The sequence below is a fragment of the Ekhidna sp. ABH4_415 genome (genome assembly GCF_056161305.1).
On record NZ_JBSWYW010000006.1, the window covers coordinates 186,561 to 213,429 of the forward strand.

The following is a 26,869-nucleotide window of genomic DNA, read 5'->3' on the forward strand; positions in this document are numbered from 1 at the left end:
AATAAAAAGACTAGTCAAAATCAAACCAGCCTTGGCGCTTGCCATCACGTGATTTTGACGCTCTCCGTTATACGGAGATGAACTCGGCCTTTAAATCATGAACGTTGAGAAAATTGATTCAAGAGAATGATTATGCAAAATCATTGTCTGAGCTGACGCAGGAAGCGAGTTTGATTTTGCGTGTAGGGTCAAATCAATTTTTAGTGAATGATTTACAGCCTTGAATTTTTGTTTCTTTTTCTTCAAGGAAAAAGAAAATAGATAAGCTAGTAACCTTGTCTTCTTAAAGCTTCATCAACTCCATGAAGTAGGAGCTTAACCTGAATCAAGTATCTCTTTTGTCTTGAGCTTTCTTTGTTTGAGAAAGGCATTGGGTCTTTTAAGCGGACAATCATGGCAATGATTTGTTCCACAATAGTTAATTCATAATCATCACTGCTGTACGTAGTTAATTTACTTGCACAATCACGAACCATATGATCATTATATCCAATACCGATCTCTCGAATTTTTACTACTTGTTTTACTAGTCTTAAGTGGTCAAAATCTTTTAACCTTAGCAAACGATCACATTGCTCTATAGCATTCTGAACATACCAACGAAAATCCTTGGGACTCATTTCAAAAAAGCCACTTCCGTCTCCCCACCTTTTGTCAAATCACCAATTTTGACTTTGATGTCTGCATCAAGGGGAAGAAATAAATCCACACGGCTACCGAAGCGAATGAAACCAACGGATGTGCCCTGCTCGACTGCATCACCTACTTTTGGATAGAATGCGATACGTCGGGCGACTGCACCGGCAATTTGGCGCATTAGGATGTTTACTCCGGTCTCTGTTTTAAAACCAACTGAAGTACGCTCATTATCCGTGCTGGATTTTGGGTGCCACGCTACTAAAAACTTACCGGGGTGGTACTGGAAGAAATCTACCTTTCCCTTCACCGGACTTCTATTTACATGCACATTTAGTGGCGACATGAAGATAGAGACCTGAATACGATCTTCTTTGTGATACTCTCCTTCGTAAGTACGTTCTATCACCACGACTTTACCTTCTGCAGGCGCATATACCACGCCATCTTTTTGTGGTGTTTCTACTTTTGGATCGCGGAAAAACCGAACCACAAGAACCATAAAGATAATGGCTGCAGCTGCCAAGATCATCTGGATGATGAAGATCGGTATCAGCCAGTATAGCAATGCATACAGACCACCTGTCAGCACTGCCATTATTGGGATCATCTTAAAACCTTCCTTGTGTATCCTCATTATTAAGTCAATTTTAGAATGTCATTTTGAACAAAGCGAAAGAGCTATCTTCTAAAAAGCAGATACTTTACTGCTCAGAATGACACAAATAAAAGGGCGGCCGCCCCACGGTCTAGAAACCGCCTCGGAATTTGTAAGTCTTAGCTACTTTATCGATCGCAACAATATAGGCAGCAATACGCATGCTTACATTGTACTCCTGCGACGTTTGATAAACCTTGTCAAAAGCAGTTTTCATGATCCGATCTGATCGACGGCTTACTCGCTCTCTGGTCCAGCCATAGCCTAACCTGTTTTGAACCCACTCGAAATATGATACAGTAACACCTCCGGCATTCGCCAGGATATCAGGAACAGCCAAAATGCCTTTTTCATTCAAAATTGCATCTGCTTTTGCAGAAGTTGGGCCATTGGCGCCCTCAACGATCATTTTCGCTTTGATCTTATCCGCATTTGCTTTGGTTATCACATCCTCAATAGCAGCCGGAACCAGTACATCCACCTCTAACAACAGTAACTCTTCAGGGTCGATCTTCTCTGCTCCTGCAAAGCCTTCCATGCTTCCATTGTTACCATTTCGGTATTCAATTGCTTTCTTGATGTTGATCCCCTCTGCATTATAATATGCTCCTGAAAGGTCACTGATTGCGACGATATTCACTCCTCTTTCTTCAAGGAGCGTAGCAGCCCATGATCCCACGTTTCCAAAACCCTGAATAGCACAGGTAGCTTTGAAAGGGTTGATTTTTTGTTTTTCCATTGCAGCCAGAGCGGAGATCATCACGCCTCGTCCGGTTGCTTCTTCACGACCAAGTGATCCTCCAAGTACAATTGGTTTGCCAGTCACCACAGAGTTTACAGTCATTCCCTGATTTCTGGAATACTGGTCCATCATCCAGGCCATCTCTCTAGGGCCTGTTCCCATGTCCGGAGCAGGAATATCACGGTCTTTTCCAAAGACATCATGCATTGCTTGGGTGAATGCTCGCGTAAGGCGTTCCACTTCACCTGCAGACATTTCTCGTGGGTTACATTTGATCCCTCCTTTGGCACCACCATAAGGGATATCAACAACGGCGCATTTCCAGGTCATCCATGCTGCTAATGCTTTTACCTCATCGATGTTTACATCCATGTCGTATCGGACACCTCCCTTGGAAGGTCCCAAAATCGTGGAGTGAATCACTCGATAGCCTTCAAATACTTTGATGGATCCATTGTCCATCGTAACGGGCAAAGACACGATCACCTGCTTGGCAGGGGTCTTTAACACATCGTACACTTCCTGATCCAAACCCAGATGCTCTGCTGCAATCTGGAAGCGGGACATCATCGATTCAAATGGATTGTCTCTGTCCTTTATTGGCGCGGGTTCTATATATGCCATAGGAAATTAATAAATGGGGTTGCTGTTTATTTCAGGCGCAAAAGTAAGTGGAATTCCACATCTCTTTAGAATAATTTCAGGAAAACTACGACGAAAGGAACAGCAATTAACAAGCTATCAAATCGATCCAAAAATCCACCATGTCCGGGGATGGTGGTTCCGGAATCTTTTATCTGAATAGAACGCTTGAAATGTGACTCTACCAGGTCGCCATAAGTCCCCGCAATTACCACAATAATGGAGACACTGATCCACTCAATTGGGTTGAGTCCTTCGAAATAAAAACCAATGACCACAGCCGTTAAAGCAGCAGTAATCGCACCTCCGATACTGCCTTCCCAGGATTTGTTAGGCGAAATACGCTCAAATAATTTTCTTCTTCCGAAAAGGATACCGGAAAAATAAGCGCCGACATCATTGGCCCAGGTAAGGAACAAAAGCCCCATTATTATCTCGAAGGAATATTCCCCGCTGTGAAAAACAAGGAAGTTGATTAGTGCAAATGGTAATGCTACGTAAAGTATACCAAGGTAGAAAAGTGCAATATTGATAAAAGGGTGTACATCGCTTTTTTTGTAGAGCTTGATCAGAAAAACAAATGAGGCAAGAGGAAAAAGCAATACATAGTATTGAGAGGGAAGGATGTCGGCTTCAATGAGAAAAGTAAACACAAATAGCAGACCTCCAATCGTCACACCCAAAAGCCGGATAGGGACATAGCTCTGCAGTCTCATCAGTCGGTAAAACTCCCACATGGTCATACAGGAGATGAACAGAAACACCGCGAAGAATCCCCATTGATTCCAAAGCAACGAAAGAATAATGATCATTCCGCCAATAACAGCAGAAAACAGGCGTGGGGCTAAATCGGGGTACTTACTCAAACTTTATTTCCTCTTTAATAACTTTCAAAGCCCTGATCACCTGATCAGGAGCCACAAATATTTCGAAATTTCCGAAACCATACGCAGAAACTTTTTTATTCACGATCACAGGTTGCATCCCCAGGTCTTCCAGCACTTCCTTCACAATGAGTGCCCGATACTCTCTGCCGTCTTTAAATACGGATTGCCAATCACGCATGATTGAATTTTTTGTAGAACGTCCGGATGAGGAAAAATGAAATTCCTGCAAAAATTAAAACTGCTGGCCATGGAGCCGACTGTTCCATTTGTTCTGGAGAAACTTCCACTACATCCTTTTGTGCCAGGTAGAGTGCTATTAAAGCAAACCCATTATTGACCAGATGGCCAATCATTGCCACACTCAGTTTCCCACTCCAGTGATATAGGTATCCAAAAAGTACACCCAGAAGCATTCGTGGCATCACACCAAAAAACTGCATATGTATAGCGGCAAAAATGAATCCTGTCACCCAAATAGCCACATGATGATTAGCAAATGCTTTTGCAAACATGTTTTGTATCAGGCCCCTAAAGAGAAGTTCTTCACCGATTGCTGGGATAATCGCAACAACAATCAAAGCAATAATAAAATGATTGGTTGAGGTGAAGTCGGTCAAATGTTCTGTCAATACCTTCAATTGCTCTTCTGATCTTTTTGCCCATTCGGCAAAGTCTGAATTGCCAAAGTCCAGGTTCATGTTCCACTCGCCAATGGCGCTATTCACCACCATAAAGCTGATTGAAATCAAAACAGTTAGTCCGGCAGTCGTTAACGACACTTTTGGAAAAAACTCTTTGAAAGGCACCTTCAGTGCAATTCCAATAAACAGCAATGGAACACCAATAAACATGAAAGTGGATGCAATACCCTGAATAACCAACAGAAAGACAGGGTCCATTTGCAAAATCATGTCGGTCTCGACTTCATCACCGCCACTCCCGCCTAGCATCATCACGATTGAGATGTAGGCCGTAAGGCCCAAACCAAACGCCCAGGCACGTGCCCTTTGTTTATCTTCTGTGTTATTTCTGAGAATGTCCTGCATATGGCTAACTTTGCGGACAAATATAACCGTTCAAGGTGGTTAAGATCAGCAACATAGAGATAGGAGAGTTTCCATTGCTACTGGCACCCATGGAGGATGTCAGTGACCCCCCATTCAGGGCGGTCTGTAAGCAGAATGGAGCAGATTTGATGTTTACGGAGTTTATCTCCTCAGAGGGTTTGATCCGGCATGCAGAAAAAAGTGTCCAAAAGCTGGACATCTATGATTACGAGCGTCCAATTGGAATCCAGATTTTTGGTGATAAGATTGAATCAATGCGAGAGGCTGCCGCAATAGCAGAGGAGGCTGATCCTGAGATCATCGATATCAATTATGGCTGCCCGGTGAAAAAAGTGGCCTGCAAAGGAGCAGGCGCAGGCATTTTGCTGGATCTTCCAAAGATGCAAAAGATGACCGAAGAGATTGTGAAGCAGGTCAATAAACCCGTTACAGTGAAAACTCGTCTAGGATGGGATGATTCTACCATTAAAATTCATGAAGTAGCTCATCGCCTGCAGGATGTGGGCATCAAAGCACTGAGTATTCATGGTCGGACCAGAAAGCAGATGTACAAGGGAGAGGCCAACTGGGAACCGATCGCTGAGGTAAAAAATGACCCGGGTATTCACATACCTATTTTCGGAAACGGAGACATTGATTCACCCGAGAAGGCACTGGAATACAAAAACAAGTATGGGGTAGATGGCATCATGATTGGCCGTGCGGCAATTGGTTATCCTTGGATTTTCAATGAGATTAAACATTTCATGAAAACGGGTGAAATCCTGGATCCACCTTCATTGGATGAGCGTGTGAGGATTGCTGTCCAACACCTGGATTTTTCTATTGAGTGGAAGGGAGAGAAGCTGGGACTTTTTGAAATGAGGAGACACTACACCAATTATTTCCGGGGAATTCAAAATTTCAAACCAACACGAACCACGCTAGTGGAGTCAGAATCATATCAGGAAGTGAAGGAAACCTTGCTTCAAATACCTGAGGTTTTTGGGGAGGCTGCTATTTTCAGTAAAGTGGTTAACTGAATGAAGGTTTATTATTCCAGAAAAAGCTGGATTTTAGGTTTTCTCCTGTGGGGGACTATTGGTTTTTCGTACTATCTGGTGGGGTTAGAAAAATTGGGCTTGATTCACATTCTTATTTTAAGTTTCGTAGGATTTCTGTGGTTCGGATTAAAATATGTGATAGAAAATGAAGTCCTTCTTGTGAAAATAGGGCCTATCACAATTTATCGCATTACAATTAAGAAGATTGTATCAGTAAATCGAAGCTTCAATCCGCTAAGCTCCCCAGCAGCCTCTTTAAAGCGGATAAAGGTCGATTTTGGTAGGGATTCTGTTCTTATCTCTCCAAATAAGGAAAAACAGTTTGTAGCTCACTTGAAGGAAATAAATTCAACCATTTATTGTGGGATCAGTTGGGAGAAAGAAAATGAATCAATCTTTACAAGATTTGTTTATGCTATTTTGTAGGTCATTTATTGAATCAAATTAAATGCAAAAAACACCACTTCTGGCCTGGGTGCTCTTACTCACTCTGGCTTTCATTTGGGGCAGTTCATTTATCCTGATTAAAAAAGGGCTAGTCGGGCTTGAACCCCAGGAAGTGGGGTCACTTCGAATCGTAGCAGCTTCTTTGTTTTTGCTACCCTCTGCTATCAAGCGATTCAAATGGGTTGATAAATCACGCATTGTTTATTTGATGTCAGTGGGCTTTCTCGGGAGTTTGGTTCCTTCATTTCTTTTTGCGATCGCACAGACACAGCTTGAAAGTGCCATCACGGGTGTTTTAAATGCCCTGGTTCCAATTTTCACCATCTTGATCGCACTTATTGTCTTTAAGCAAATACAAACCAAGGCAGTTTATTTGGGTGTCATTATAGGGTTTATTGGAACTGCAATACTGATTACTGCTGGTGAAGGAAATTCCCTGAGCGGAATCAATGCCTATGCATTACTAGTGGTTCTTGCAACCATCTGCTATGCTTCCAACCTCAACCTGATCAAGCAAAAATTGAATGACTTGCATGCGGTGACAGTAACCAGTGTATCATTGATTTTGGTGGGCCCTATTGCAGCAACCTATCTTTTTGGGTTCACAGATTTTTGGCCAAAGCTGATGAATGTGGAGGGTACGGGTTTGGCTACTTTCTATATCGTTTTGCTTGGGGTGTTGGGTACGGCCATTGCCCTCATCATCTTCAATAAAGTTCTTCAGATGAAGGATCCGCTTTTTGCCTCCTCGGTTACTTACATCATTCCAATATTTGCAGTGATATGGGGAGTGCTGGATGGAGAGCGACTTTATTTAATGCACTATGTTGGGATGATCGCTGTGGGGATAGGTGTTTACATTGCGAATTCCAACCGGGCAGCTTACAAAAAGGCTGGTAAAACAAAATAAACCAGTACGCTGATTAGTGTACTGGATACAATATTTAACCAAACACCTGCCCGAACCATATCACTCATTTTTAATTCGCCTGAGCTAAATACGATGGCATTTGGCCCGGTCGCAATTGGAAGCATAAATGCACAAGATGCTGCCATTGTCGCAGGTATCATTAGGTAGAACGGATGAACGCCAATGGCCTCTGCCAATGAAGCTAACACAGGCAGCATGATGGAGGCGGTGGCAACATTAGAAGTGACCTCTGTTAAGAAATTCACCGATAGTGCGATGATTAGAATAATTAGGAAAAGAGGAAGTTCTGCTACTCCTGTAAGTTGTAACCCTAACCATTCGGCTAGCTGTGAGCTTTGAAATGCTGCAGCTATGGAAAGCCCACCACCAAAAAGGATGATGACACCCCATGGAAGGTTTTCAGCCTCTGCCCAGGTCAATAATGGTTTTCCCTTTTTTGATTTTGAAGGAATAATAAATAGCGTAAGTGCCGCAGCAATAGCAATTACAGTGTCGTTGATGGCTGGTATAAATTGATCGAGAATGAAAGAACGTGTGATCCATAAAATAGCGGTAACAATGAAGACAATGGCTATTACTTTTTCTTCTTGCCCCATTTTGCCAAGCAACTCCTTTTCTTTCGCGATCATCTCCTGTCCCACAGCCACATCTACTTTGTGAAGCTGAAATACTAGTCGTGTTAAAACATACCAGCAAAAAATCAGCATTACTAAGGAAAAGGGGAGGGCAAATGCAAGCCATGAAGCGAAACTGAATTCCAATTCATAGAGCTGATTGGCAATGGAGACGAAGATTGGGTTTGTTGGAGTGCCAACCAGGGTAGCTACTCCACCTATTGATGCAGAAAAAGCAATACCAAGTAAAAGTGATTTAAAAAACATCCTTCCGGATTCTCCGGTGAGCTCTTTCATTTCTGCGATTAGGGCAGTGCCAATGGTCACCATTAGAAGAGTGGTGGCTGTATTAGATATCCACATGGATAAGAGGCCTGTAGCGAGCATAAATCCGAGCACAATCAATTGAGCGTTAGTGCCCACTGCTGAGATAATTTCGATGGCGATTCTTCGGTGTAAATTCCATCGTTGCATACCAATTGCGATGATGAAGCCACCAACGAACAAGTATAGCATTTTATCACCGTAAGCAGCAGTTGTTTGCGCTATAGGAGCGCCACCGGATAAGGGAAGCAAAACGATAGGTAATAAGGCTGTGGCTGAAATGGGAAGTGCTTCAGAAAGCCACCAGGTTGCGATCCAGAGCGTGGAGGCAAGTACTGCATTTGCTTCTTGGTTAAGCCCTTCAAACGGGCTGGTGAATAAAACGATGCAAAATAAAATGGGCCCGATCACGAGCCCAATTCTTTTTCTTATCATATAAGGAAAAATTAGAATGTCTCTTCTTCCCTTAATTTCTCAAAATCAAATTCATTTAAGAAATTTCTTGCCTGCTCAATGTTTTGGAAGTCGTATTCTTTTACTTCTCCTTTTCTGCCATGAATTTCTATTTTGATAACAGAGATTCGTGCGTCATGGGTAAGCGGATCATCAATTAACTGACCACTAGAGGCATCCTTGATCTTATGTGCCAGCACCACATTTTTACGTTTGATCCGGTTACAGTAGGAGCACTTAAATTCTTTCAGGAGCTCTCCGTCCTCAGTTTCAGTAGCCTCTTTTATGATCTCTTCTTTTTGCAATCTCAGTGTCTGGAATCCGCAACGATCACACTCAAGCGCACTCAAATGACCCTTGTATTTTTCAATTTTGGTATAACCGGTAGATTCATCAATCCACACATCATAATCCACAGAAAAAACATTTTCCTCTGCCTGCATTCCTTCATCCAGATAGGCGTCTTCCTCATCCTCACTTAACAACTTCATCTTTTTCCCATTCTCTGGATTGATACGAGGTGTGTACCTCAGCTTTTTCAGCTTCTTTTCAAGTATACTCGGATAGTAAAATTTTAAGATTAGCTGTGCTATATATCCATAAAGCACCCCAATACACATGGATACAAACAATCGAATAAAAAACCACAACGGGTCAATTTTCATTGTCTCGTATTCCAGTGTATTGCAGAACAGGAATAGCGCGATGGCTACCATGATATGTCCGGTTAGGAGCTTTTTAGACTCCTTTTCACTGGCGAGATCGTACTTTTCTTTGTACGTTTTCTTGGTTGACAATGTGATCTTGTAAAAGAGGTAATTAAGTACCCCAATACCAAGTACTACAAAAACCAGGATGTAGACGATCTCTTGCCATTTGGCGAGAAAATCGAGATAAAATTCTTCATTCATACGGGTGACAAGTTTTAACAAAAATAAAACGATTAAAAGAATCGCTAAACTTTATTGAAAACAGTACGAATTTTTGCCTCCCTAATTATTCGCCGAATTAACTTTTTTTACTGAATCGGAAAGGAGCACATCCAGAATGGAAGCCTGACGTGCGTAAGGATTGATTGAGTCTACCTGCTGAGGTTTTTGGTTCACAGGAAGTAAAGACGCCCATTTAGAAAGCTCTTCTTTTGCAACTTCAGATACCCTTTCTTCTGCTTCCATAAGGAATGCAAATGTGCCGAGTAGCAGCAGTAGCGTTATGAGTTTATTGAGCTTGGGTTTCATATTAGTCTTAGTCCTTTTTCAAAATGAGCGTCTGCCACTTCTTGCTTGAAAACCTAACCTTACTTAAAAGATGTGCAACACCACTAAAAAGTTGCATCACACCTCAAATTTTACAAAATGAGTGTTAATCACATTTAATTCATGCAATCAACCACCCGAATTGTACAGAATGTACTCACGATAGTTTAGAAGGTTACATGGACGCTAAAACTATTTCCAACTCATTGGATAATTTTCGTCCACATACTTGAGTCCGGTTTCGGTTACATAAAGTGGCCCGAAGGTATCCAGCATGACAGCAAGCTCTTCAGTTTCCTTAGCTCCAATACTCTTCTCAACAGTGCCAGGGTGAGGCCCATGTGGCAAACCTCCCGGATGTAAAGTGAAAGATCCACGATCGATTCCTTTTCTGCTCATGAAATTACCTTCCACGTAGTAGAGAACTTCATCAGAATCGATATTGGAGTGATTGTAAGGAGCAGGAATAGCCTGCGGGTGATAATCGAATAGTCTTGGCACGAATGAACAGATCACATAGCCATGTGCCTGGAATGTCTGGTGAACCGGAGGTGGCTGATGGATTCGTCCGGTAATTGGTTCGAAATCATGAATAGAAAGTGCGTAAGGATACAGATTTCCATCCCATCCCACCAGGTCAAAAGGAGATGTTTCATAGTGATAGTCATGGAGCATGTCTTCATGCTTGATTTTCACCAGATAGTCACCTTTTTCCCGTTCAGTAACCAATTCCGAAGGAGGCCGAATGTCTCTTTCACAATATGGAGAGTGCTCCAAAAGCTGACCCAGCTCGTTGCGATATCTTTTGGGCGTTTCTACAGGATGATTAGATTCAATGACCAGTAGCTTCAAAGGTCCTTCATCCCACTCCAGTCTGTAGATGGTAGTTCGTGGGATCACCACATAGTCTCCTTGTTTTATTCGTAGCTTACCAAACTGTGAGTATAGGTAGCCGTTTCCATCGTGTATAAATATCACCTCATCAGCCTGACCATTTTTGTAGTAATAGTCCATTTTTCTGGAGGTTGGGTGGCAGATGGCCATACTCACGTCCTTATTCTTTAGCAATACCTTACGAGCCTCCAGGTAATCATCGCCCGTAGTTTCGACTTTTGAAGTATTAAGATGGGTTTGCTTCAAGGTATAATCTTTGGCTATTTCTTCTTTCCATGGAATGGATTTCCCCACCTTTTCTACCCTTGTAGGTGGATTGATGTGATAGAGATTTGAATAGATCCCGGAAAAGCCGCGAGATGAAACCAGTTCTTCTGCGTACAGGCTTCCATCTGGCTGCCTAAACTGAATGTGTCTCTTTGGAGGTATCTCTCCTAGTCTGTGATAGTATGTCATATTACCTCTTAGCTATTTTGTCCGCCTCATCCATTAACTGGATGGCTTGCTGAAAAATCTCATCTTGCTCATTGAAGATCGGATAGAAACCTTCATTGTCCCAAATCCCTCTTGCAATATACGCTTTAGTTAGTTGTTTTAACAACCTTTTTGATCGATTGAATTCCTTTTCATTGAATTTCAATCCATTATCAGTCGCTACATCTACAAGTTCTTTTAACATCTTATCTGTAACATCAAAAGAGGCTCTAAATGTTTCAAATCCCATTTCTGCCAGCACTTCCCGGTTTTCCTGAGCATATAGAACGGTGTATTCCTGAAGCGAATTTGTATTGAACAGCCGGTTGAGGTAGCGGGTATTTTGGGCGGTATCCAATGGTACGAAATAGTCGGGAGTGATGCCTCCGCCACCGTAAACGATACGTCCTTTGTCTGTTTTGTAAACCAAAGAATCGTTGAATTTGATGCTATCAGAGGAGTAAACCTCTCCATTTTCAAATCGATTGTAAGCCTCAAGGTAGTATTCGTCTAAATCACCGCTCTTGTACATCTTTTGGATGCTTCTTCCGCTCGGGGTGTAGTACCTCGAGATGGTCAATCGAAGTTCAGAACCATCATTTAGGTCGATAGGAAGTTGCACCAACCCTTTTCCAAAAGATCTTCTACCCACTATCAATCCTCTGTCATGATCCTGAACTGCGCCTGCTACGATTTCGGAAGCTGACGCTGAACCTTCGTCCATCATTATCACCAACGAACCTGTCTCAAAATCTCCTTTTTCACCTGAATAGTGCTCTTCTGCATATCGCTTTTCTTTTCCGTCTGTATAAACAATCATTTGTCTGCCAGCGAGTACTTCATCGGCAATTTGTACTGCTCTGTTCAAATAACCGCCTGGATTTCCAGTTAGGTCGATGACTAATTTTTTCATGCCCTGATCTTTGAGTTTTAACAGGGCCTCTTTGAATTCCAAATAGGTGGAGTTGGCGAAACGAGCGACTTTAATATAGCCTATTTTATCATCCACCATGTATGACACATCTACGGAATATTGTGGGATCACATCTCTCTCGATAGTAAAGACGATCAGCTCGTCTTCACCATTGCGTTTAATGCTGACAGTCACTTCAGATCCACCGGGTCCTCGTAGCATTTCTACTACCTTTTGATTGGTCATCCCCACACCGGCAACATTTTCACCATCAACCTTTACGATTTTGTCACCAGCACGAATGCCTAGCTTTTCTGAAGGTCCGCCACTCAAAGGGCTAACCACATGAATAGTGTCTTTGAAAATATTGAACTCCACACCGATACCTTCATAGTTACCTTCCAGGCGCGATTGAATCAGCTCCAGCTCTTTCGCTGGGATGTAAGAAGTATGAGGATCCAGCTCCTCAAGCATGTTAGAGATGGCACTTTCCACTAATTCTTCACTATCCACATCGTCCACATAATCATTCTCAATGTGAGTAAGTACCTGCCGAAACTTGTTGAGGCCCTTCATGAAATCAGAAGTGGGCGTGGAAGTAGATCCAGCCATATTTGCCCCGATCAGTACGCCAATGCATAGTGTAATGGCAATGTAGAGAGGTAATTGGACTGCTCGGGTTGGATTTTTATGTGTGCTCATGAGATGACGATAAAGTTCAAAAATAAAGGTTATTTAAAAGGAATGAACGCATTGATGATCAAACTGTTGACATGCGTCGATTAACGGGTTATTTTTGTATATGGTCTTCGAAAAAACGATCGGTCAGGTAGTCGATGAAAACTATGTGTATGCAAGAGCGCTGCATTACCTGGGCATAGACTTTTTTGAGGCGCCAAACAGGAAGCTCAAAGAGATTTGTGATGAACGGGGGCTGGATCGAAAGCAAGTAATTAAAAGCTTTTATGAATTTGATTCTTGTCATCGTTTTAGTTTCTCAGATTTAGAACGCTACCCGATTGAGCTTCTGACTGAATATCTAAAGTACTCGCATCATATTTTCATTAAGGAAAAGCTACCCTACATCGTCCATTTGGTGAAAAAATGGGATCGAGAGGAGGGTCTAAAGAACCTGCTGCCTGAATTTGTCGAAGACTTTATCAAGCATATCTACGAGGAGGAAGACACTACTTTTAAGTATATCGAACTGTTAGGTGAATGGAAAAAGGGATCAGTAAGTGCTTCTTATGACTTGTTGATTCGATTTAATAATTATTCTCTGGAGGCAGAATTTGAGGAACATCAGGATGAAGACGAATTTGGAGCTATACGAGCACTAATGTCCTCTTTAGAACCTAAGGATTTGCACGATCGCGTGTTAATGTATGAAATCAAGGCGTTCGATCGGGAAATGATCTACCACGCCGAAATCGAGAATCGAATCTTTTTTCCAAAAGCCATTCAGCTGGAAAAGGAAGTGCATCACAAGGTTAAAACCTTATCCACCCTCAACTAATGCCGAGAATTCTGGCGATAGATTATGGCGCCAAGCGCACAGGCCTGGCCGTAACGGATCCTTTGGGCATGATTGCATCACCTTTGGATGTAATCCCCAGTCATACGCTGGAGAACTTTCTTAAAGAATATTTTGAAAAGGAAGATGTGAGCAGGGTCGTGATAGGGATGCCAAAAAACACCGATGGAAGGCCTACTAATGCAACTCCATTGGTTCAGGCATTTATTAATCGATTCAAAAAAGTTTTCCCGACAAGGGAATTAATTTTGCATGATGAGCGCTTTACCTCTAAGATGGCGATGGATGCCATGATTACAGGTGGGATGAAGAAGAAATACAGAAGGAATAAGGGAAATGTAGACAAGGTGAGCGCTACCATAATTTTGCAATCATATTTAGAAAGTAATTCATGATATTTCCAATCGTACTATACGGGGATCCGGTGCTGAAGAAGAAGGCAAGCGAAGTAGAAGAAGGAGACGAGTCTGTTAAGGAGTTTGTTGATAGCATGTTTGAAACGATGTATGCTGCACAGGGCGTAGGACTTGCTGCACCACAGGTGGGGGAGTCTATTCGGATCTTCGTGGTAGATACCACACCCATGGAAGACGAAGAGGAAGGTGGGTTGAAACAGGCCTTCATCAATCCAATAATGATCGAGGAGGAGGGTGAGAAATGGGCATTTGAAGAAGGATGTTTAAGTATACCAGGTGTACGAGCGGATGTAGATCGTAAACCAAAGATCACCATCGAGTACTTTGATGAAAACTGGGAACTTCATGAAGAAACCTTCGATGGAATGAAAGCCCGGGTGATTCAGCACGAGTATGATCACATTGAAGGCAAGCTTTTCACAGATTACCTCACGCCATTCAAGAAACGTCTGATTAAAGGAAAACTGGCGAATATCAGCAAGGGGAAAACGGATGCGGAATATCGGGTAAAGGTGCCGAGGTAAACTATGAGAATACTCAAATGTTGTCATTTCGACGATAGGAGAAATCTTTAAAATTCTCTACCATTCAACAGTATAGATTTCTCGATTCTCTCGAAATGACAAAAAAGAACTTTTGAGATTATATAATCCATTCAAACCATGAAAGATCTGACCATCTCATTGATTCAAGCAAACCTCCACTGGGAGGAAATAGACGCTAACCTCGCGATGTTCGAGGAAATGATTTGGTCAATTGAAGGGGTTGATTTGATTGTTTTGCCTGAGATGTTTACCACAGGCTTTTCCATGAATGCAGAGAAGCTTGCCGAGCCACCGGGTGGCAAAACCTTTAAATGGATGCGTCAGATGGCTACCCAACGAAAGGTTGCTGTCACTGGGAGTGTCATCACCAAAGACCAGGGTAAGTTTTATAATCGACTTTATTTCGTCTATCCGGATGGCTCTTCCAAACAGTATGACAAAAAGCACCTGTTCAACCTGGCTGCCGAAGGGGAAACATATACGCCAGGAGAAGAAAGGGTCATTTTGGAATATATGGGCTGGAAAATTTATCCGATGATCTGCTATGACCTTCGATTTCCGGTGTGGGCACGGTCTAAAAAGACCAAGGAGCAAATCTATGAATACGATCTGTTACTATATGTTGCCAACTGGCCGGATACGCGAGTGAATGCATGGGATACGCTTTTAAAGGCCCGGGCGATTGAAAACCTCTCTTACTGTGCCGGTGTGAATAGAATTGGGACCGATGGACTTCCAAAGGATTACAATGGGCATTCAGGTATTTACTCACCAAAAGGCAAAGAACTGGCTTTTTCAGACAATATGGAAGAAATACTTACTGCCACGCTATCTGCAGAAGAGCTAAAAACCTATCGAGGGGATTTTCCTTTTCAGGAGGATGCCGATGATTTTGAGTTGAAATAAAAAGTCTACTTGCCGACTATTAAACACATTTTCATAACACTTTGATGAGTTGCAGGTTGTATATGATGTGAAATACATTATTACAAATGCCTTTACACTTCTTGTGTTTGCAGCTTTCAGTCAAAGCTTAGGCGAAATACGATCGGAATTTCATTCGGCGGTACTAAATCCCGATGACTCCCGAATTTTCCATGATTTTGTTTCTGAAATCGAAAACGCATCACCTACTGTTCAGGCATATCAAGCAGTATCGGAAGCACTACTCGCTCAAGTGGTTTGGAATCCCTTCAACAAGCTGAAACAAGTGATTAAGTACAATGATCAAATGAAGGAGGTTATTGAAATGGATCCGCACAATGTGGAAATTCGTTTCTTGCGTCTGGCAATAGAGTATAATCTTCCATCCTTTTTAGGCATGAGTACACACATGGAAGAAGATGTGGATAAAATTGTATCTAACCTCTCCAATATCTCCCGAATGCAGGTAAATCCTCACTTTGGAAAGTACATCTTTGGTTTTTTGGAACAAACGGATTTATGCAGTCCCAATCAATTGGCACAGATGAAGCGAAGTTTTGACGGGGTGGTGATTACTGCTGGAATGGAGTGATCATTATTGCAAAAAGTTCCTAAGTCAAGTATGTTAATTCATACCATGGAAATGAAAGGTATATCACCTCAATATGGAGGTCATATAATATTAGTGCTAAGATTTTTCAATCGTAAGGCTTCTTGTATTTGATAACAAATCCCTTTTGTTCAGTCTCTCTTTTAATTGATATATAAAGATTATGTCTAGAAATCCCTAAGAAATCAGCTGCCTCTTGACCGCTTCGAAATGTCTTAACTATCTTCTTGTTTTTTATTAACTCTACCTCTTTTGCATGCTGAGAACAACGTCCTTTTCTATATAATCCGTTAACTCTAGCATGATATTGATTATCGGCATGAGAGACCCATTCTAAATTTTCAACATGGTTATTCAGCTTGTCGCCATCTTTATGATTCACCTCAGGACAATTTTCTGGATTATCAATAAATGACATTGCTACCAGTCTGTGAACATAATAAAGTTTACTATTAATGAGAACAGTTTTATATCCGCTAGATAGCCCTCCCTTTAGCAAACTTTCATGACCTCTTTTTAAAGATTTTACACGCCCTAAAGAAGATATTGAATAATCATCCTCAAATATTTTCCAAAGCTCATTGCTTAGGCATTCTATTTTTTGATTAAGCCTAAGTGATAACATCTTAATTTTCTTTGTTGAAATTCCTTTTGCTTCAATTGCTTTAAGAAACTTTTCAAGGATCGGTCCCGACTTGACGTGAAATACTGTGTTTCCGATACGAATGGATTGGTATAAAGATGATTGATAATCAATTAATCCTGAAGCTACTTTAGACTCAAAACTGTCTGGTAATTTGTCAATGTCACTTGGTTCTTGGATTTTGAAACTTGAAGTTATCATCCATTAAAAATAAAAACCTATGCTGTGACGATATTGATTTTTTTCCAGAAATAAGAAAGAAGGTGAATTTCACTTCGATCCATCTCGAACCCTCTTGGGAGTTCTCATATCATCAGCATAATAAAATGAAAAAGGGCAGTTTGGCATTACTGGCGTGATCCCTTGGGGTGGTGTGTCAAGCAATGGCCCTTCCTCGTTTTGCTCGAAGGTTGTTTTTTATTTTTTTCACTCATTCGAGCAAGCTCGATTCGTTCCAAAACAAAAAACCCTGATGTTTCCATCAGGGTCATTGCTTGCAGAGGCGGAGGGATTCGAACCCCCGGTACCTCGCGGTACAACGGTTTTCAAGACCGCCGCATTCGACCACTCTGCCACGCCTCTGTGATCTCTGCAATTTCTTTGTGAGTAGCTTTCTACTCTTCTTTGACCTTCCGAGGCGGTTCCGCCGCATTCGACGCGGACGGCTAGTCCACTCTGCCACGCCTCTGTGATCTCTTCCTTTTACTTCGCTCTTTGCGAAAATTGGAACGCAAAAGTAGCCGTTTTTCGGAAAGAGACAAATTCAAATCACTCGAAAAATGGAGAAATGGATTCTTTCATTCGTTCAGGCATTTTTACCGGCCTTCCGGTCTCCATATTCATAAATGCTAAGGTGGTTTCTCCAGTGTTTAAGAGCTTCCCTTCTTCATTCCTGATTTCATATTGAAAGATCATTCGTGCCCTAGGCATTTCCGGAATAATAAGCTTGATGGTTAGAAGGTCATCATATTTAGCAGGTCCATGATATTTGATCTTCATATCCAAAACAGGCATCCCCACGCCGGAATCTTCCATTTCTTTATATGGAAACCCTAATGCTCGAAATGATTCTACACGAGCAATTTCATAATACCTTGGATAGTTGCCATAGTAGGCAAAGCCCATTTTATCGGTATCGGCATATCTGACTCGGAGTTGTATTTCGTGCGTGTACATTATCGGTAGATTCGTTCCCTATTCAAGGCTCGCTGAAACTTGCGGGCGTTCACATTGTGCTCACTCAAAGTGCGGGCAAATACATGATATCCTGAGAAATCGGCTTTCGCACAGAAATATAAGTAATTATGGTCTTCATAATTCAAAACCGCATTTAATGCTGGGATACCTGGCAGGTTGATTGGTCCGGGAGGGAGTCCGCGGTATTTGTAGGTATTGTATGGCGAATCAAATTCTTTGTCTTTGTTCAATATTCGGCGAATGCTGAAATCACCTATTGCAAAAACTAAAGTAGGGTCTGCCTGTAGCGGGATACCTCTTTTTAGCCGATTGATATACACTCCTGCTATGGATGGAGCTTCGTCCATTTTATTGGTTTCACCCTGCACAATGGAAGCTAGTGTTGAAACTTCCGTCTGGGTCATTCCAAGGTTTTCGGCTTTTTGCTTACGCTCATCCGTCCAGAAGCGATCATATTCCATTTTCATTCTGTCCAGCAATCCTTTTGGTGTGATGGTCCAGTACACCTCATATGTATTTGGAATAAACATGCTGATGAAGGTCTCCTCCGTGAAGCCATAATGTGCTGCGGTTGTATCGGCTAAAAGAATAGGTGCCAAATCAGCTGAATCAATCTCCAGGCTATGAGTTAAAATTTTCGGAAGCTGCTTTAGCAGTCGGGCGTTGGAGAAAGTGAGCTGGATGGGCGTTTGGGATCCAGACCTCAGCAAATTGATTAGCTCGATATTGGTCATGTCTCCTTTGATCAGGTACATTCCGTTTTTCACGTTCGTATCCAGGTCTTTTAACTTGGCCAGAAAGCTGAATGAAACCAGATCATTGACTATACGTTCCTCAGCAAGCTTATTCTGAAGTTGCTTAAAGGTGGTGCCTTTTGGGATGGCAAAATACCTGTCATCCTGTTCGATCAGCACATTAGGTGTGTATAGAATCTGATAGGTGTAAAAGGCAAACGATGACAGCATCATCGTGAAGACCACAAGAAAAATGGCGATGAAATATTTTTTACGCATGCGTGCAAAAATAATGTTGGAATACGGACTATAGCAGATTTATTGGGAATGCTACAGCACCATAACGTCCATGGTGAGAAATGGATATTTCTTTTTTTGATGGTTCGATAATCGGTAGGTTCAGCTCATCAGATCCGATGTGGTAGTCCAGCCCCTGATCCCTGAAAAATTCGATTACCATGAACCGAATACCCTCACTCCAGTCGTCATCAGATTGCTCGAAAATCTTATGTGTGATGTTTTCCAGATCTCCGCACATAGCCAGTATATATTCATCAGTTATTTTGATTTCACCTTTAATGTCGCCCGATTGGAAGGAGATATTACCATCTGATTCGGACAGCTTTATTGGAATTTTTTTTGGTGCAAAATTCAATGGCTCTCGCTTGCATTTGAAAGCCGCCTCCTTTGCTGACCAGAGAATCCAAAAAATATGAGGGTGCTCAATGGAAACATCATCAGGATTAGAAATAAGGTCGAGTGTTCGGCTATTTCGTTCCTTAAACGACGGGTCTTTGATGTCTACTATGTCTATGCCCAGCATGAAACAAATTTAAGCAAGTGATCTTAGTCTAGCATTATAATACTGGAAACAGATAGATAGATGTTTGTTTGGTCATCCAAATAATACCTGTTGTAGTTGTAGCTAAATATACCTTCGAGGCTAAGGATCATTGAAAAAAGCTTTTTTTGAAGATTTGCGCCCAAAGAGTACTCAATGTCGTGGTTATCTCTTCCCTGCACATTAATGATGAAATAATCTTTGTTTGCTTCAATCCGCTGAACCACAAAACCTAAGATTTGATCTTCACCTTTTATTCGTAGACCAAAAAGCGCGCTGTTTCCACCCGGACCAATACCAGCACCAATGATTTGACCGTCATTGGTATAGCCTTGCTTATTTACATGATGCAAATAAAAGGATGGTGTGGCCCTCCACAGATAGGTGTGGTTGATAGAAAGGTTGGTGTGCTCATAATTGATTATGATTTCCTTACCTTTCTTTGTTTCAAAGACCTTTTCGAAACCAATAGTGTATGCCCTGCTGTGCTCTGGCTCCAGCAAAAACCTTGAAGCAGCACCGGTAAAATCATTTTTGGCGAACTCCAGATAGGCTTTAAATCCGGATTTAGGAAGCTGCCATTCTAACGAAATAGACGCTACCTGATCGAAAGTATCATTGGTGTTAATGCTGTCACCTCGCTCACCACCATCAAATATGTAAATAGGTGAGAAAAGATCTTTGTTTTCAAAGAACTGGGTGTCTTTGTACAACACTTTATTAAATCCAAGGGTCAGCTCAGGTAAAAACTTCGGGCTATAACCGACAAATATTCCATTAAAAAACCTGTCATTGTTTTTGGCGTTTGTGTCAAAGTAGTCTGACTCTTTGAGTAAGCCTGCGATGTAGTTAAATTCCCATTTCCCTGTTTCAGCTTTTCTAATGGTTAAGTCAAAAGGCTCTGTTCCAATTCTCAAGTGAGGGAATCCACCTGCCTGATGACTCAATAAGATGGGGTTGAACATCGATGGTCCTAAAGAATAATTGATTGTCGAAATAGCTGTTTCAAGGACACCAAAGTCCATTTTCAATTCACTTTGTCCAGGGTGCGCTTTCACAAATCCTCCATTACCATAGCGCTGAACCCAATCTATCTGAGCGCCCCCTCTTATGAAGTGGTAGCGAAACTCAGTATTTTCACCTGTTAGGACATCAGCAGTTTCGAATGGTCTGTTTTGTGAATAAAACACGGTAGGGTAGAAAACATAGGATAGTTTCCCTTTTTTCCCTGCAAATCCTCCGTGTAGTTCAAGCGTCAGGCCTTTTCCTTTCCAAATCGGCCCATCATTGTATCCTCTTGGGTAATGAGAATTGAATGAAGTGCCGATTCTGGGGTTTAGGACGTAAAAGTCATCAAGTGGAGTTTTAACTGTTTTATGGAATGTTAAACTAGTAGAGTCTCGAATTTCACTCCATGGAAAATAAGTTGTTCTAAAATTGATTACTTCCTGACCAAGGCTCGTTGAGTGAATCATCAGGCCAAGGATGGCAATATAAATGGGTCTGACACGCATGGAGGATTACTGTTCTTCTTTCTGCAGTTTGCCGTCTCTTAGTTTCAGCAAGTGATCGGCCAGGCCAAAGTACCTGTCATCATGAGTGATAACAATCAAGGTCTTACCTTTTTCCTTTAAGAAAGGAATGATCTTGTTGTAGAAGATATCCTTGAAGTAAGGATCCTGGTTGGCGGCCCACTCATCGAAGAGATAAATTTCTTTGTCTTCAAGAATGGAGCTAATGAGAGAAAGTCTCTTTTTCTGCCCTTCAGAGAGATTCTTCGTGGTGAAGCTACGGTTTTCAATTTTTACTTTCTTGGTAAGCTCCAGCATATCAATGAGCTCTTGTCCCTTTGCTTCTAAAAATTCAGGGTCAATGTGATCTAACTCTTTGAACACATATGAATCAGTAAAAACTGCTGAGAAGCGACTTCTGTAAAACGACAGGTTTTCATTCTTAACAGGAACCTCCCGGTATTCAATGGAACCTCCTTTAGCCTTGTAGAGTCCCAGGATGATTTTTGCTAACGTAGTTTTTCCACTACCATTTCCACCCACGATAAAGACGGACTCACCCTTCATAATCTCAAGGTCAATCGGGCCAAGTTTGAAGTGTTCGTCCTCATCTGCATGATAATAGGTGTGCTCTACCTGTTTAAGACTTACCAGTGGTTTAGACTTATTCCAGGCCTCATTTTTTATTTCCTCGTCATATTCGAATGAAGGCTCCATGGAAATACCTACTTGTTTGATGTGCTTGAATGAGGCTTCAATATTTTTTAAGCTACGCAAAAAGCCGGTTGCAGAAGAAAGAGGCGCAAGCGTAAAAAGAACCAACGTCAAATATTTACCGAAAAATTCGAGTGTTACGAATCCTGTTTGGAAAATGATGACAACCAAAGCTCCCATACCCAAAAGAAGAACCAGGTCAGTAGACCTGTTAAAAATCGCTGCGACCACACTTTCCTTCAAATAATACTTCATTTGAGTCTTGCTGGTGGGAATCACGTGTTCATCAATAAAGGATTTGGAAAAATTCTTATTCAATGAAAGCTCTTTTATACCCAAGATCAATCCTTCAAAATGCGTGAATAGATTATTTAGGTGGCTCCTTGCACTAAATGCATACTTTCTGATCAATGGAAGTGCAACTTTACTTATTACCACAATAAGTGAGAAAAGAAAGATGGTAGCCAAAGAAAGGATTGGTGAGTACCACACCATATAGCCCAGAATACCGATAACTGTAGCTAAGCCTGTTGTTACAGCAGGTAATGTCCTGATGTGCGTAGCTATTTTGTCAATATCACCACTAAGGATCGGGAGGAGATTGGTTTGATTAAACTCAATCTCTTCATAAGGAGCCTGGATGATTTTCCTGGACATTTCTATCCGTAGCTGATGAATGATACGTTGCATCAATTTTGAAACAGCATAAGATGCCACGATCGATAGGGCTCCATAAGCAATCCAAAAGAGACCAAACTCTAATATGAATGAAGAAAGCTGAAAATTGTCATCCTGAATAGCCTGGTGAATGCTCTTAATTACCATGGTAGAGGTGAATCCAGTAAGGACACTGGCAATTAGCGCAATGGTAAAAAGCTTTAAAGAAGACTTGATTAAAATTCGTATTACTACCATGAAGTCGTTATTCAGCCGCGAAGCTAGCTAGATTTGAAACAATCATCTATGAATTTATTGATATGGTCAGCTCTTATAAGGCCTACCATAATTCATCCAAATAGAATGTTTCGGTATAAACCTTGCCTACTCTTCCATCATCTCCCGATTCACGAACAAACTCAACCAGTTCATCATTCCTCATGATATCATATACAATATCCCAGTGAGTATCCAACTGATTGTATGGCTCCTTGCCATTATACAAATCAACTCGTAGCTCAATTGCCCCTTCCTCAACGTATTTAGTAATATCTATTTCTATATTAAAGTCACCAGCCACTGTCTTACTATCGTAGATGACAGAATCATCTATATGCACGATAGCCCGATTGTCGATTTGTCGAAGCACTACTTTATATTGACCGGCTTGATTAGCACCCTTTACGGTTGCATTTTCGGTTTTATCATTTGCCTCTTCTTTGGAATCATTATTGGGGGCTGTGCATCCAATAGAGATGAAGAGAATAATAATCGAGTGAAAAATGTATTTCATATTTTAACTTATTTGAATCCAGATTTTAGTAATGTCATTAATAATAGACCAGAACCTCAAAACTGATTGAGAAAATTTCCGCAAAGATAGTGAGCATTGTCCGGGAACCCTCGTGATCTCAGATTCACGATATACCTTTGCGCCGAAAATCAGAGACCAACTCAATGAAAGAAGCAGTAGTCGCGTATTACGATAGTAGAAATCTAGGGGACGAGGTGCAAACCATTGCAGCCCTAAATCTTATAAATAATGATGAAGCTCTTGTTCTGGATAGGGAAAAGCTAAACACATTTAAGTCTGATGAAAAAGTGAAATTGCTTTGCAATGGTTGGTTTATGCACGAGCCTGAAAACTGGCCTCCCTCTAAAGACATAGAACCCTACTTCACTTCTTTCCATGTTGCTAAGTTTAAAGAGGTAAGACAGAAGCTAATTACGCCAGAGCTTACAGACTACTACAAGCAATTTGAGCCAATTGGCTGCAGAGATCACAATACAGTGGAGTTGTTTAAGTCTATTGGTGTTGACGCTTATTATTCGGGATGTGTTACTCTTACGCTACCGAAGTACGAAGGGGAAAGAAATGATAAGATTGTGGTTACTGATCTTTTTTACGATGGGCTATTAAGTGAAAAGTACGCAAAAAAAGTGGTGTACAAGCTGATTCCCGAAAAGTATCACCATCGCATTCAAATGATGACTCATACCCGGGAAAACAGGGAACTACCTATCGATAAAAAAATTGAGGAAGCACAGCAATACCTGGACACCTATGCAAAGGCTGGATTAGTAATCACTTCCAGAATCCATTGCGCACTACCTTGTTTGGCTATGGGCACTCCGGTCATATTTTTTGACTTTGGCTATGCCAAAAAGTACGATAAATATCGATTTGGGGGGATAAAAAATTTATTCAACACGGTGAGACCGAAATTGCCTTTGCATGAAAACAGAAACATCGATAAGTTCTTTAAAATGCTGGGCGTGCACCGATTGTTTTTTCCATTTATAAAGCCACTTGATATTGATTGGGAAAACCCACCTGAGAACCCAAAAGACTATCAGCCAATAGCTGAGGAGATTAAGCGAAGATTTAAAGAGAACTTTAGAAAAGCCTAAGCCAAATAGCCCAATAATCCGACAATAAGTGCAATTGAAATTGTCCCTACGAAAACCTTCAGGAGTAGGTGAAAGAGATAATTATCCGCAGTTGTTTTTGCCGTCAATGAATTCCAGAATTTAGATTTCTTGTATTGTTTGATTTCCTCTTCTGTAAAGGTCTCTTTCGGGAAAAATTTTAGCTGACTGATAATCTTATAGAGACCATAATAGTTTTTTCCTGGCGCATGAAGAATAGCTGGGTTACTTCCTGTGATGGTACTTTGCAACTTGCCATTTTCATCGATTCTATAGTCATGATCTTCCATGCCCGTTCTTCCTGCCATCACTGCAAAAATCTTTTGATCCGTGTCATGTTTAATAGCAGTCTTATGTTTGGAAACGTATTTCAACAACAAGCTCTGATCATCACCACCAACAACTTTGCTTAAAAGCTCTTTTGCATATCCGGCTCTCCCTATCCAGCCACCGGCGTTGAGGAACCGATACGGTCGTTTTCCTTTAGGAAATTTTAGATAGAAATCAATCTTTTTGAAAAAGGACGCCTCACAATTGAAATTTTGCTCGGCTCCAAACACCATTGGGTGGTCTAATTTTTCAAACGCTTCTTTTATGTAAGATTCATTCTGTAGCAAAACACTGTCATAACCATCTGTGTAGAGAATAATCTCATCTTTGTCTACCGTTTCTAAATACTCAATCAACCAGTCTGTCTTGATGTAATGATCAATATACTCTCTTCCTTCTCCAATTAGCTCCACTTCTATTCCTTGTTTTCGTGCAGAAACTAAGAGTCTCTCGAGATGGTGATTGTGATGAGTCGCGACTGTTACTACCTTCATTTTAAGGGCTAAAAATTAGTGTCGCGCAAAGCTAATCATTGCGTGGAAGGAAATAACATTTGGGGCTCATTTGGTAGTGTTTGTGTCAATTATCTGGTTAATTTGTGCCAGACTTTAAGACCATGAGCAAAAAGCATTTCTTAACCTTTGCTACTAATTTCAAAAACGAAAATCCTTATCTGAAAGATTGGATTGAATATCACGTGAAAGTAGGCGTGGATCATTTCTATTTGTACGATCAGGATGGAAGTGAGGAAGCGAAAGAAATCCTAAAGCCATACGAAGAAAAAGGAATAGTGACCAGACATCCCTGGACACACTTGGATGGTACAAAATACGATGGGGCAACTAAATGGTATCAACGAAATAAAAATCATATGGGCTTTGCTCATGCTGCTAAAACCTATCGTAAGGAATTTCAGTGGCTTATGAAAATCGATGTGGATGAATTTTTATATCCCCTCGATGGAAGTGACAGCCTGCTGACATGGCTGAAGACTGTCGATATAAAGAAGATCAAAGGCATAAAAATTCCTCGAATCAATTTTGGCAATAACGGATTTGATGAGAAGCCGGAAAAATCTGTCCTGGAGGCTTACACGAAGAGAGAAGAAAATTATTCCGATCATAAAGATCTGGGAAACGGAGACTTCCTTTCCAGGAATCGTTTTGCTTACAGCGCACACTGGTGGCACTATAAATGGTATAAGTTTGGTGAAATGCTGACTGATACCAACGAGATTGGCTGGAGAATTAACCATTATTACACAAAGTCACTAGAGGAATACCTGTCTCGTCAGAACGTTTCAGGAGGCAGGCCGGTTGGCAGAGAAGGTTTTGATGAAAAGAACCGAGGCTGCAACGACATTGAGGACACCAGTATGCTTGACTTGCTAAAGCGAATTGGCTGGTAGGCACCCTCTAAACCAATTTTTGATACCAGGGCTTCTTTAGTTTGAATGGACTCATGGATGGCACCTCTTCCATTAATGCTTTTTCATACTCATCTAAATAGGGTTTAAGAAGTGGATCTTCTTCATTCAATATTCCTTGTATGGTATCGGAGGTGAAGTGGATGAAGACCAGTTTGTCCTGACCATTCAGCAGGACTTCTCCATTTTTTTGTGAGCGTGGACTTCCCGTAATGTTCCAGTTAGCGACGTTGCACCCATGGTTTCTAATAATGCCAATATCCTCGAAAATTACCGGAAGCATATTGAGGTGAGACTGATCAACATAGTACCCTGCTTTTTTATTCACTTCACAAACACTGTGACATGCTTTAGCCCACCAATTTAGTGCAGGTATCCCGTTCTTGCTTGCACCAACAAATCCTCCGTTGAAGAGACCATGAGTGTTATTTCTTCCATATTCATTGTAATCTATGGATGGGTCGGAGCACCGAAAGTGGGGGCTTAGTAAAATGCCTTTATTGATGAGCTTTTCAAAAAGGAAGGTGGGGTCATCAAAAAAGAACAAATCGCTATCCAGGTATAGAAGCTGATCGACGTTCTTTTCTAAGAGATTAGCCATGAACACAGATTTAATGGACCAGCGATAGTGATCCATATTTTTTTGATAGTACTTGTCGTAAATTTTTTTGCCAATTTCTGATTGAGTGATGATCTCATTGGTGTAGGCAGAGGCCCCCTCAAGCGTTTTTGGATTTTCACTTTCAGTGGTATCCACGATAAGCATATGCATATGTATGTCAGGCATAAATCTCAAAATTGACTTATGAAGTACCTGCGCATAACGGAGATGGCTTTTTGTAATTATGGTACAAATAGCTTTCATACTAATTGGATC

The 26,869-nt window shown here is 41.3% G+C and carries 30 protein-coding genes and 1 tRNA gene; 10 read left to right on the forward strand and 21 right to left on the reverse strand.

Annotated features, from left to right (window positions below; all coding sequences use genetic code 11):
- Window positions 1–266 precede the first annotated feature (266 nt).
- The 6 genes from ACXAH9_RS12005 to ACXAH9_RS12030 all read right to left on the reverse strand — a co-directional run bounded on the left by ACXAH9_RS12005 (window position 267) and on the right by ACXAH9_RS12030 (window position 4,611).
- Entirely contained in the window at window positions 267–620 is a 354-nt protein-coding gene (locus ACXAH9_RS12005) for a hypothetical protein (protein WP_474895107.1), read from the reverse strand.
- Window positions 617–1,273: a phosphatidylserine decarboxylase family protein gene (locus ACXAH9_RS12010; protein ID WP_474895108.1), complete on the reverse strand. Its 657-nt coding sequence runs from the start codon at window positions 1,271–1,273 to the stop codon at window positions 617–619. Before ACXAH9_RS12010 ends, ACXAH9_RS12005 begins: the two co-directional genes overlap by 4 nt.
- A 112-nt stretch (window positions 1,274–1,385) precedes the next feature.
- Complete coding sequence (locus ACXAH9_RS12015) at window positions 1,386–2,660, reverse strand: Glu/Leu/Phe/Val family dehydrogenase (RefSeq protein ID WP_474895109.1); 1,275 nt, start codon at window positions 2,658–2,660, stop codon at window positions 1,386–1,388.
- A 65-nt stretch (window positions 2,661–2,725) separates the two neighbouring features.
- Window positions 2,726–3,544: a phosphatidate cytidylyltransferase gene (locus ACXAH9_RS12020; protein WP_349563856.1), complete on the reverse strand. Its 819-nt coding sequence runs from the start codon at window positions 3,542–3,544 to the stop codon at window positions 2,726–2,728.
- Window positions 3,537–3,743, reverse strand: a complete 207-nt coding sequence (locus tag ACXAH9_RS12025) for a hypothetical protein (RefSeq protein ID WP_349563855.1) — start codon at window positions 3,741–3,743, stop codon at window positions 3,537–3,539. Before ACXAH9_RS12025 ends, ACXAH9_RS12020 begins: the two co-directional genes overlap by 8 nt.
- Window positions 3,736–4,611 (reverse strand): CPBP family intramembrane glutamic endopeptidase, encoded by an 876-nt coding sequence (locus ACXAH9_RS12030; RefSeq protein WP_349563854.1) that lies wholly within the window; start codon window positions 4,609–4,611, stop codon window positions 3,736–3,738. Before ACXAH9_RS12030 ends, ACXAH9_RS12025 begins: the two co-directional genes overlap by 8 nt.
- A 35-nt stretch (window positions 4,612–4,646) precedes the next feature.
- Between ACXAH9_RS12030 and dusB the strand changes: the two genes are divergently transcribed.
- Genes dusB through ACXAH9_RS12045 form a run of 3 tightly spaced genes read left to right on the forward strand, consistent with a single transcriptional unit; the run spans window position 4,647 to window position 7,032 of the window.
- Window positions 4,647–5,654: a tRNA dihydrouridine synthase DusB gene (gene dusB / locus ACXAH9_RS12035; protein WP_474895110.1), complete on the forward strand. Its 1,008-nt coding sequence runs from the start codon at window positions 4,647–4,649 to the stop codon at window positions 5,652–5,654.
- Entirely contained in the window at window positions 5,655–6,101 is a 447-nt protein-coding gene (locus ACXAH9_RS12040) for a PH domain-containing protein (RefSeq protein ID WP_474895111.1), read from the forward strand.
- A 22-nt stretch (window positions 6,102–6,123) separates the two neighbouring features.
- Window positions 6,124–7,032 (forward strand): DMT family transporter, encoded by a 909-nt coding sequence (locus tag ACXAH9_RS12045; RefSeq protein ID WP_474895112.1) that lies wholly within the window; start codon window positions 6,124–6,126, stop codon window positions 7,030–7,032.
- Here ACXAH9_RS12045 and ACXAH9_RS12050 read toward each other — a convergent pair.
- From ACXAH9_RS12050 to ACXAH9_RS12070, 5 genes are all read right to left on the reverse strand, one after another.
- On the reverse strand, window positions 7,005–8,426 hold the full coding sequence (locus ACXAH9_RS12050) for an SLC13 family permease (protein ID WP_474895113.1): 1,422 nt from the start codon (window positions 8,424–8,426) through the stop codon (window positions 7,005–7,007). The two genes, ACXAH9_RS12045 and ACXAH9_RS12050, sit on opposite strands and share 28 nt — an antisense overlap.
- Window positions 8,427–8,437: 11 nt before the next feature.
- The gene (locus ACXAH9_RS12055; protein ID WP_474895114.1) at window positions 8,438–9,355 is read right to left on the reverse strand and encodes a hypothetical protein; all 918 of its coding nucleotides are present in this window, start codon (window positions 9,353–9,355) and stop codon (window positions 8,438–8,440) included.
- 81 nt (window positions 9,356–9,436) lie between these two features.
- Complete coding sequence (locus ACXAH9_RS12060) at window positions 9,437–9,682, reverse strand: hypothetical protein (RefSeq protein ID WP_474895115.1); 246 nt, start codon at window positions 9,680–9,682, stop codon at window positions 9,437–9,439.
- A 210-nt stretch (window positions 9,683–9,892) separates the two neighbouring features.
- Window positions 9,893–11,050: a homogentisate 1,2-dioxygenase gene (locus ACXAH9_RS12065; protein WP_474895116.1), complete on the reverse strand. Its 1,158-nt coding sequence runs from the start codon at window positions 11,048–11,050 to the stop codon at window positions 9,893–9,895.
- A gap of 1 nt (window position 11,051) precedes the next feature.
- Entirely contained in the window at window positions 11,052–12,683 is a 1,632-nt protein-coding gene (locus tag ACXAH9_RS12070) for a S41 family peptidase (protein ID WP_474895117.1), read from the reverse strand.
- Between the two features lie 100 nt (window positions 12,684–12,783).
- Between ACXAH9_RS12070 and ACXAH9_RS12075 the strand changes: the two genes are divergently transcribed.
- The 5 genes from ACXAH9_RS12075 (at window position 12,784) to ACXAH9_RS12095 (ending at window position 15,992) form a co-directional block, all read left to right on the forward strand.
- Entirely contained in the window at window positions 12,784–13,497 is a 714-nt protein-coding gene (locus tag ACXAH9_RS12075) for an iron-sulfur cluster repair di-iron protein (RefSeq protein ID WP_474895118.1), read from the forward strand.
- The gene (gene ruvX / locus ACXAH9_RS12080; protein WP_474895119.1) at window positions 13,497–13,910 is read left to right on the forward strand and encodes a Holliday junction resolvase RuvX; all 414 of its coding nucleotides are present in this window, start codon (window positions 13,497–13,499) and stop codon (window positions 13,908–13,910) included. Before ACXAH9_RS12075 ends, ruvX begins: the two co-directional genes overlap by 1 nt.
- The gene (gene def, locus ACXAH9_RS12085) at window positions 13,907–14,455 is read left to right on the forward strand and encodes a peptide deformylase (RefSeq protein WP_474895120.1); all 549 of its coding nucleotides are present in this window, start codon (window positions 13,907–13,909) and stop codon (window positions 14,453–14,455) included. Before ruvX ends, def begins: the two co-directional genes overlap by 4 nt.
- A gap of 138 nt (window positions 14,456–14,593) precedes the next feature.
- Entirely contained in the window at window positions 14,594–15,382 is a 789-nt protein-coding gene (locus ACXAH9_RS12090; protein ID WP_474895121.1) for an amidohydrolase, read from the forward strand.
- Between the two features lie 49 nt (window positions 15,383–15,431).
- Window positions 15,432–15,992 carry a hypothetical protein gene (locus ACXAH9_RS12095; protein ID WP_474895122.1) on the forward strand — a complete coding sequence of 187 codons (561 nt, stop codon included), beginning with the start codon at window positions 15,432–15,434 and terminating at the stop codon, window positions 15,990–15,992.
- Between the two features lie 106 nt (window positions 15,993–16,098).
- Here ACXAH9_RS12095 and ACXAH9_RS12100 read toward each other — a convergent pair whose 3' ends face one another.
- The 8 genes from ACXAH9_RS12100 to ACXAH9_RS12135 all read right to left on the reverse strand — a co-directional run bounded on the left by ACXAH9_RS12100 (window position 16,099) and on the right by ACXAH9_RS12135 (window position 23,100).
- A complete protein-coding gene (locus ACXAH9_RS12100) occupies window positions 16,099–16,854 on the reverse strand; it encodes an HNH endonuclease signature motif containing protein (protein ID WP_474895123.1) in 756 nt (251 codons plus the stop codon).
- Between the two features lie 296 nt (window positions 16,855–17,150).
- Window positions 17,151–17,235: transfer RNA gene (locus ACXAH9_RS12105), tRNA-Ser, on the reverse strand.
- 186 nt (window positions 17,236–17,421) lie between these two features.
- Window positions 17,422–17,829, reverse strand: a complete 408-nt coding sequence (locus ACXAH9_RS12110; RefSeq protein ID WP_350206169.1) for an acyl-CoA thioesterase — start codon at window positions 17,827–17,829, stop codon at window positions 17,422–17,424.
- Window positions 17,829–18,863 (reverse strand): endolytic transglycosylase MltG, encoded by a 1,035-nt coding sequence (gene mltG, locus ACXAH9_RS12115; RefSeq protein ID WP_474895124.1) that lies wholly within the window; start codon window positions 18,861–18,863, stop codon window positions 17,829–17,831. Before mltG ends, ACXAH9_RS12110 begins: the two co-directional genes overlap by 1 nt.
- Before the next feature lie 28 nt (window positions 18,864–18,891).
- Entirely contained in the window at window positions 18,892–19,407 is a 516-nt protein-coding gene (locus ACXAH9_RS12120; RefSeq protein WP_474895125.1) for a 4'-phosphopantetheinyl transferase family protein, read from the reverse strand.
- Window positions 19,408–19,430: 23 nt separating this feature from the next.
- Window positions 19,431–20,900, reverse strand: coding sequence for a capsule assembly Wzi family protein (locus ACXAH9_RS12125; RefSeq protein ID WP_474895126.1), 1,470 nt, complete (start codon window positions 20,898–20,900; stop codon window positions 19,431–19,433).
- Window positions 20,901–20,945: 45 nt separating this feature from the next.
- The gene (locus ACXAH9_RS12130; protein WP_474895127.1) at window positions 20,946–22,565 is read right to left on the reverse strand and encodes a cyclic peptide export ABC transporter; all 1,620 of its coding nucleotides are present in this window, start codon (window positions 22,563–22,565) and stop codon (window positions 20,946–20,948) included.
- An 82-nt stretch (window positions 22,566–22,647) separates the two neighbouring features.
- Entirely contained in the window at window positions 22,648–23,100 is a 453-nt protein-coding gene (locus ACXAH9_RS12135; protein ID WP_474895128.1) for a hypothetical protein, read from the reverse strand.
- Window positions 23,101–23,264: 164 nt separating this feature from the next.
- On the opposite strand from ACXAH9_RS12135, the gene ACXAH9_RS12140 reads away from it, so the two are divergent.
- Window positions 23,265–24,218 (forward strand): polysaccharide pyruvyl transferase family protein, encoded by a 954-nt coding sequence (locus ACXAH9_RS12140; protein ID WP_474895129.1) that lies wholly within the window; start codon window positions 23,265–23,267, stop codon window positions 24,216–24,218.
- Here ACXAH9_RS12140 and ACXAH9_RS12145 read toward each other — a convergent pair.
- Window positions 24,215–25,060: a glycosyltransferase domain-containing protein gene (locus ACXAH9_RS12145; protein WP_474895130.1), complete on the reverse strand. Its 846-nt coding sequence runs from the start codon at window positions 25,058–25,060 to the stop codon at window positions 24,215–24,217. The genes ACXAH9_RS12140 and ACXAH9_RS12145 overlap by 4 nt on opposite strands.
- Before the next feature lie 122 nt (window positions 25,061–25,182).
- On the opposite strand from ACXAH9_RS12145, the gene ACXAH9_RS12150 reads away from it, so the two are divergent.
- On the forward strand, window positions 25,183–25,974 hold the full coding sequence (locus ACXAH9_RS12150; protein ID WP_474895131.1) for a glycosyltransferase family 92 protein: 792 nt from the start codon (window positions 25,183–25,185) through the stop codon (window positions 25,972–25,974).
- A gap of 7 nt (window positions 25,975–25,981) precedes the next feature.
- Here ACXAH9_RS12150 and ACXAH9_RS12155 read toward each other — a convergent pair whose 3' ends face one another.
- Complete coding sequence (locus ACXAH9_RS12155; RefSeq protein WP_474895132.1) at window positions 25,982–26,857, reverse strand: glycosyltransferase; 876 nt, start codon at window positions 26,855–26,857, stop codon at window positions 25,982–25,984.
- Between the last annotated feature and the right edge of the window lie 12 nt (window positions 26,858–26,869).

Bases quoted from the DNA above. Each gene is read 5' to 3' on its own strand.
- ruvX (WP_474895119.1), top strand. From the start codon at position 13,497: ATGCCGAGAATTCTGGCGATAGATTATGGCGCCAAGCGCACAGGCCTG.
- mltG (WP_474895124.1), bottom strand. From the start codon at position 18,863: ATGCGTAAAAAATATTTCATCGCCATTTTTCTTGTGGTCTTCACGATG.
- ACXAH9_RS12125 (WP_474895126.1), bottom strand. From the start codon at position 20,900: ATGATTCACTCAACGAGCCTTGGTCAGGAAGTAATCAATTTTAGAACA.
- ACXAH9_RS12025 (WP_349563855.1), bottom strand. From the start codon at position 3,743: ATGCGTGATTGGCAATCCGTATTTAAAGACGGCAGAGAGTATCGGGCA.
- ACXAH9_RS12065 (WP_474895116.1), bottom strand. From the start codon at position 11,050: ATGACATACTATCACAGACTAGGAGAGATACCTCCAAAGAGACACATT.
- ACXAH9_RS12005 (WP_474895107.1), bottom strand. From the start codon at position 620: ATGAGTCCCAAGGATTTTCGTTGGTATGTTCAGAATGCTATAGAGCAA.
- ACXAH9_RS12060 (WP_474895115.1), bottom strand. From the start codon at position 9,682: ATGAAACCCAAGCTCAATAAACTCATAACGCTACTGCTGCTACTCGGC.
- ACXAH9_RS12120 (WP_474895125.1), bottom strand. From the start codon at position 19,407: ATGCTGGGCATAGACATAGTAGACATCAAAGACCCGTCGTTTAAGGAA.
- ACXAH9_RS12145 (WP_474895130.1), bottom strand. From the start codon at position 25,060: ATGAAGGTAGTAACAGTCGCGACTCATCACAATCACCATCTCGAGAGA.
- ACXAH9_RS12150 (WP_474895131.1), top strand. From the start codon at position 25,183: ATGAGCAAAAAGCATTTCTTAACCTTTGCTACTAATTTCAAAAACGAA.
- ACXAH9_RS12075 (WP_474895118.1), top strand. From the start codon at position 12,784: ATGGTCTTCGAAAAAACGATCGGTCAGGTAGTCGATGAAAACTATGTG.
- ACXAH9_RS12100 (WP_474895123.1), bottom strand. From the start codon at position 16,854: ATGATAACTTCAAGTTTCAAAATCCAAGAACCAAGTGACATTGACAAA.
- ACXAH9_RS12055 (WP_474895114.1), bottom strand. From the start codon at position 9,355: ATGAATGAAGAATTTTATCTCGATTTTCTCGCCAAATGGCAAGAGATC.
- def (WP_474895120.1), top strand. From the start codon at position 13,907: ATGATATTTCCAATCGTACTATACGGGGATCCGGTGCTGAAGAAGAAG.
- ACXAH9_RS12015 (WP_474895109.1), bottom strand. From the start codon at position 2,660: ATGGCATATATAGAACCCGCGCCAATAAAGGACAGAGACAATCCATTT.
- ACXAH9_RS12040 (WP_474895111.1), top strand. From the start codon at position 5,655: ATGAAGGTTTATTATTCCAGAAAAAGCTGGATTTTAGGTTTTCTCCTG.
- ACXAH9_RS12130 (WP_474895127.1), bottom strand. From the start codon at position 22,565: ATGGTAGTAATACGAATTTTAATCAAGTCTTCTTTAAAGCTTTTTACC.
- ACXAH9_RS12110 (WP_350206169.1), bottom strand. From the start codon at position 17,829: ATGTACACGCACGAAATACAACTCCGAGTCAGATATGCCGATACCGAT.
- ACXAH9_RS12090 (WP_474895121.1), top strand. From the start codon at position 14,594: ATGAAAGATCTGACCATCTCATTGATTCAAGCAAACCTCCACTGGGAG.
- ACXAH9_RS12070 (WP_474895117.1), bottom strand. From the start codon at position 12,683: ATGAGCACACATAAAAATCCAACCCGAGCAGTCCAATTACCTCTCTAC.
- ACXAH9_RS12155 (WP_474895132.1), bottom strand. From the start codon at position 26,857: ATGAAAGCTATTTGTACCATAATTACAAAAAGCCATCTCCGTTATGCG.
- ACXAH9_RS12135 (WP_474895128.1), bottom strand. From the start codon at position 23,100: ATGAAATACATTTTTCACTCGATTATTATTCTCTTCATCTCTATTGGA.
- ACXAH9_RS12010 (WP_474895108.1), bottom strand. From the start codon at position 1,273: ATGAGGATACACAAGGAAGGTTTTAAGATGATCCCAATAATGGCAGTG.
- ACXAH9_RS12030 (WP_349563854.1), bottom strand. From the start codon at position 4,611: ATGCAGGACATTCTCAGAAATAACACAGAAGATAAACAAAGGGCACGT.
- ACXAH9_RS12050 (WP_474895113.1), bottom strand. From the start codon at position 8,426: ATGATAAGAAAAAGAATTGGGCTCGTGATCGGGCCCATTTTATTTTGC.
- ACXAH9_RS12140 (WP_474895129.1), top strand. From the start codon at position 23,265: ATGAAAGAAGCAGTAGTCGCGTATTACGATAGTAGAAATCTAGGGGAC.
- ACXAH9_RS12045 (WP_474895112.1), top strand. From the start codon at position 6,124: ATGCAAAAAACACCACTTCTGGCCTGGGTGCTCTTACTCACTCTGGCT.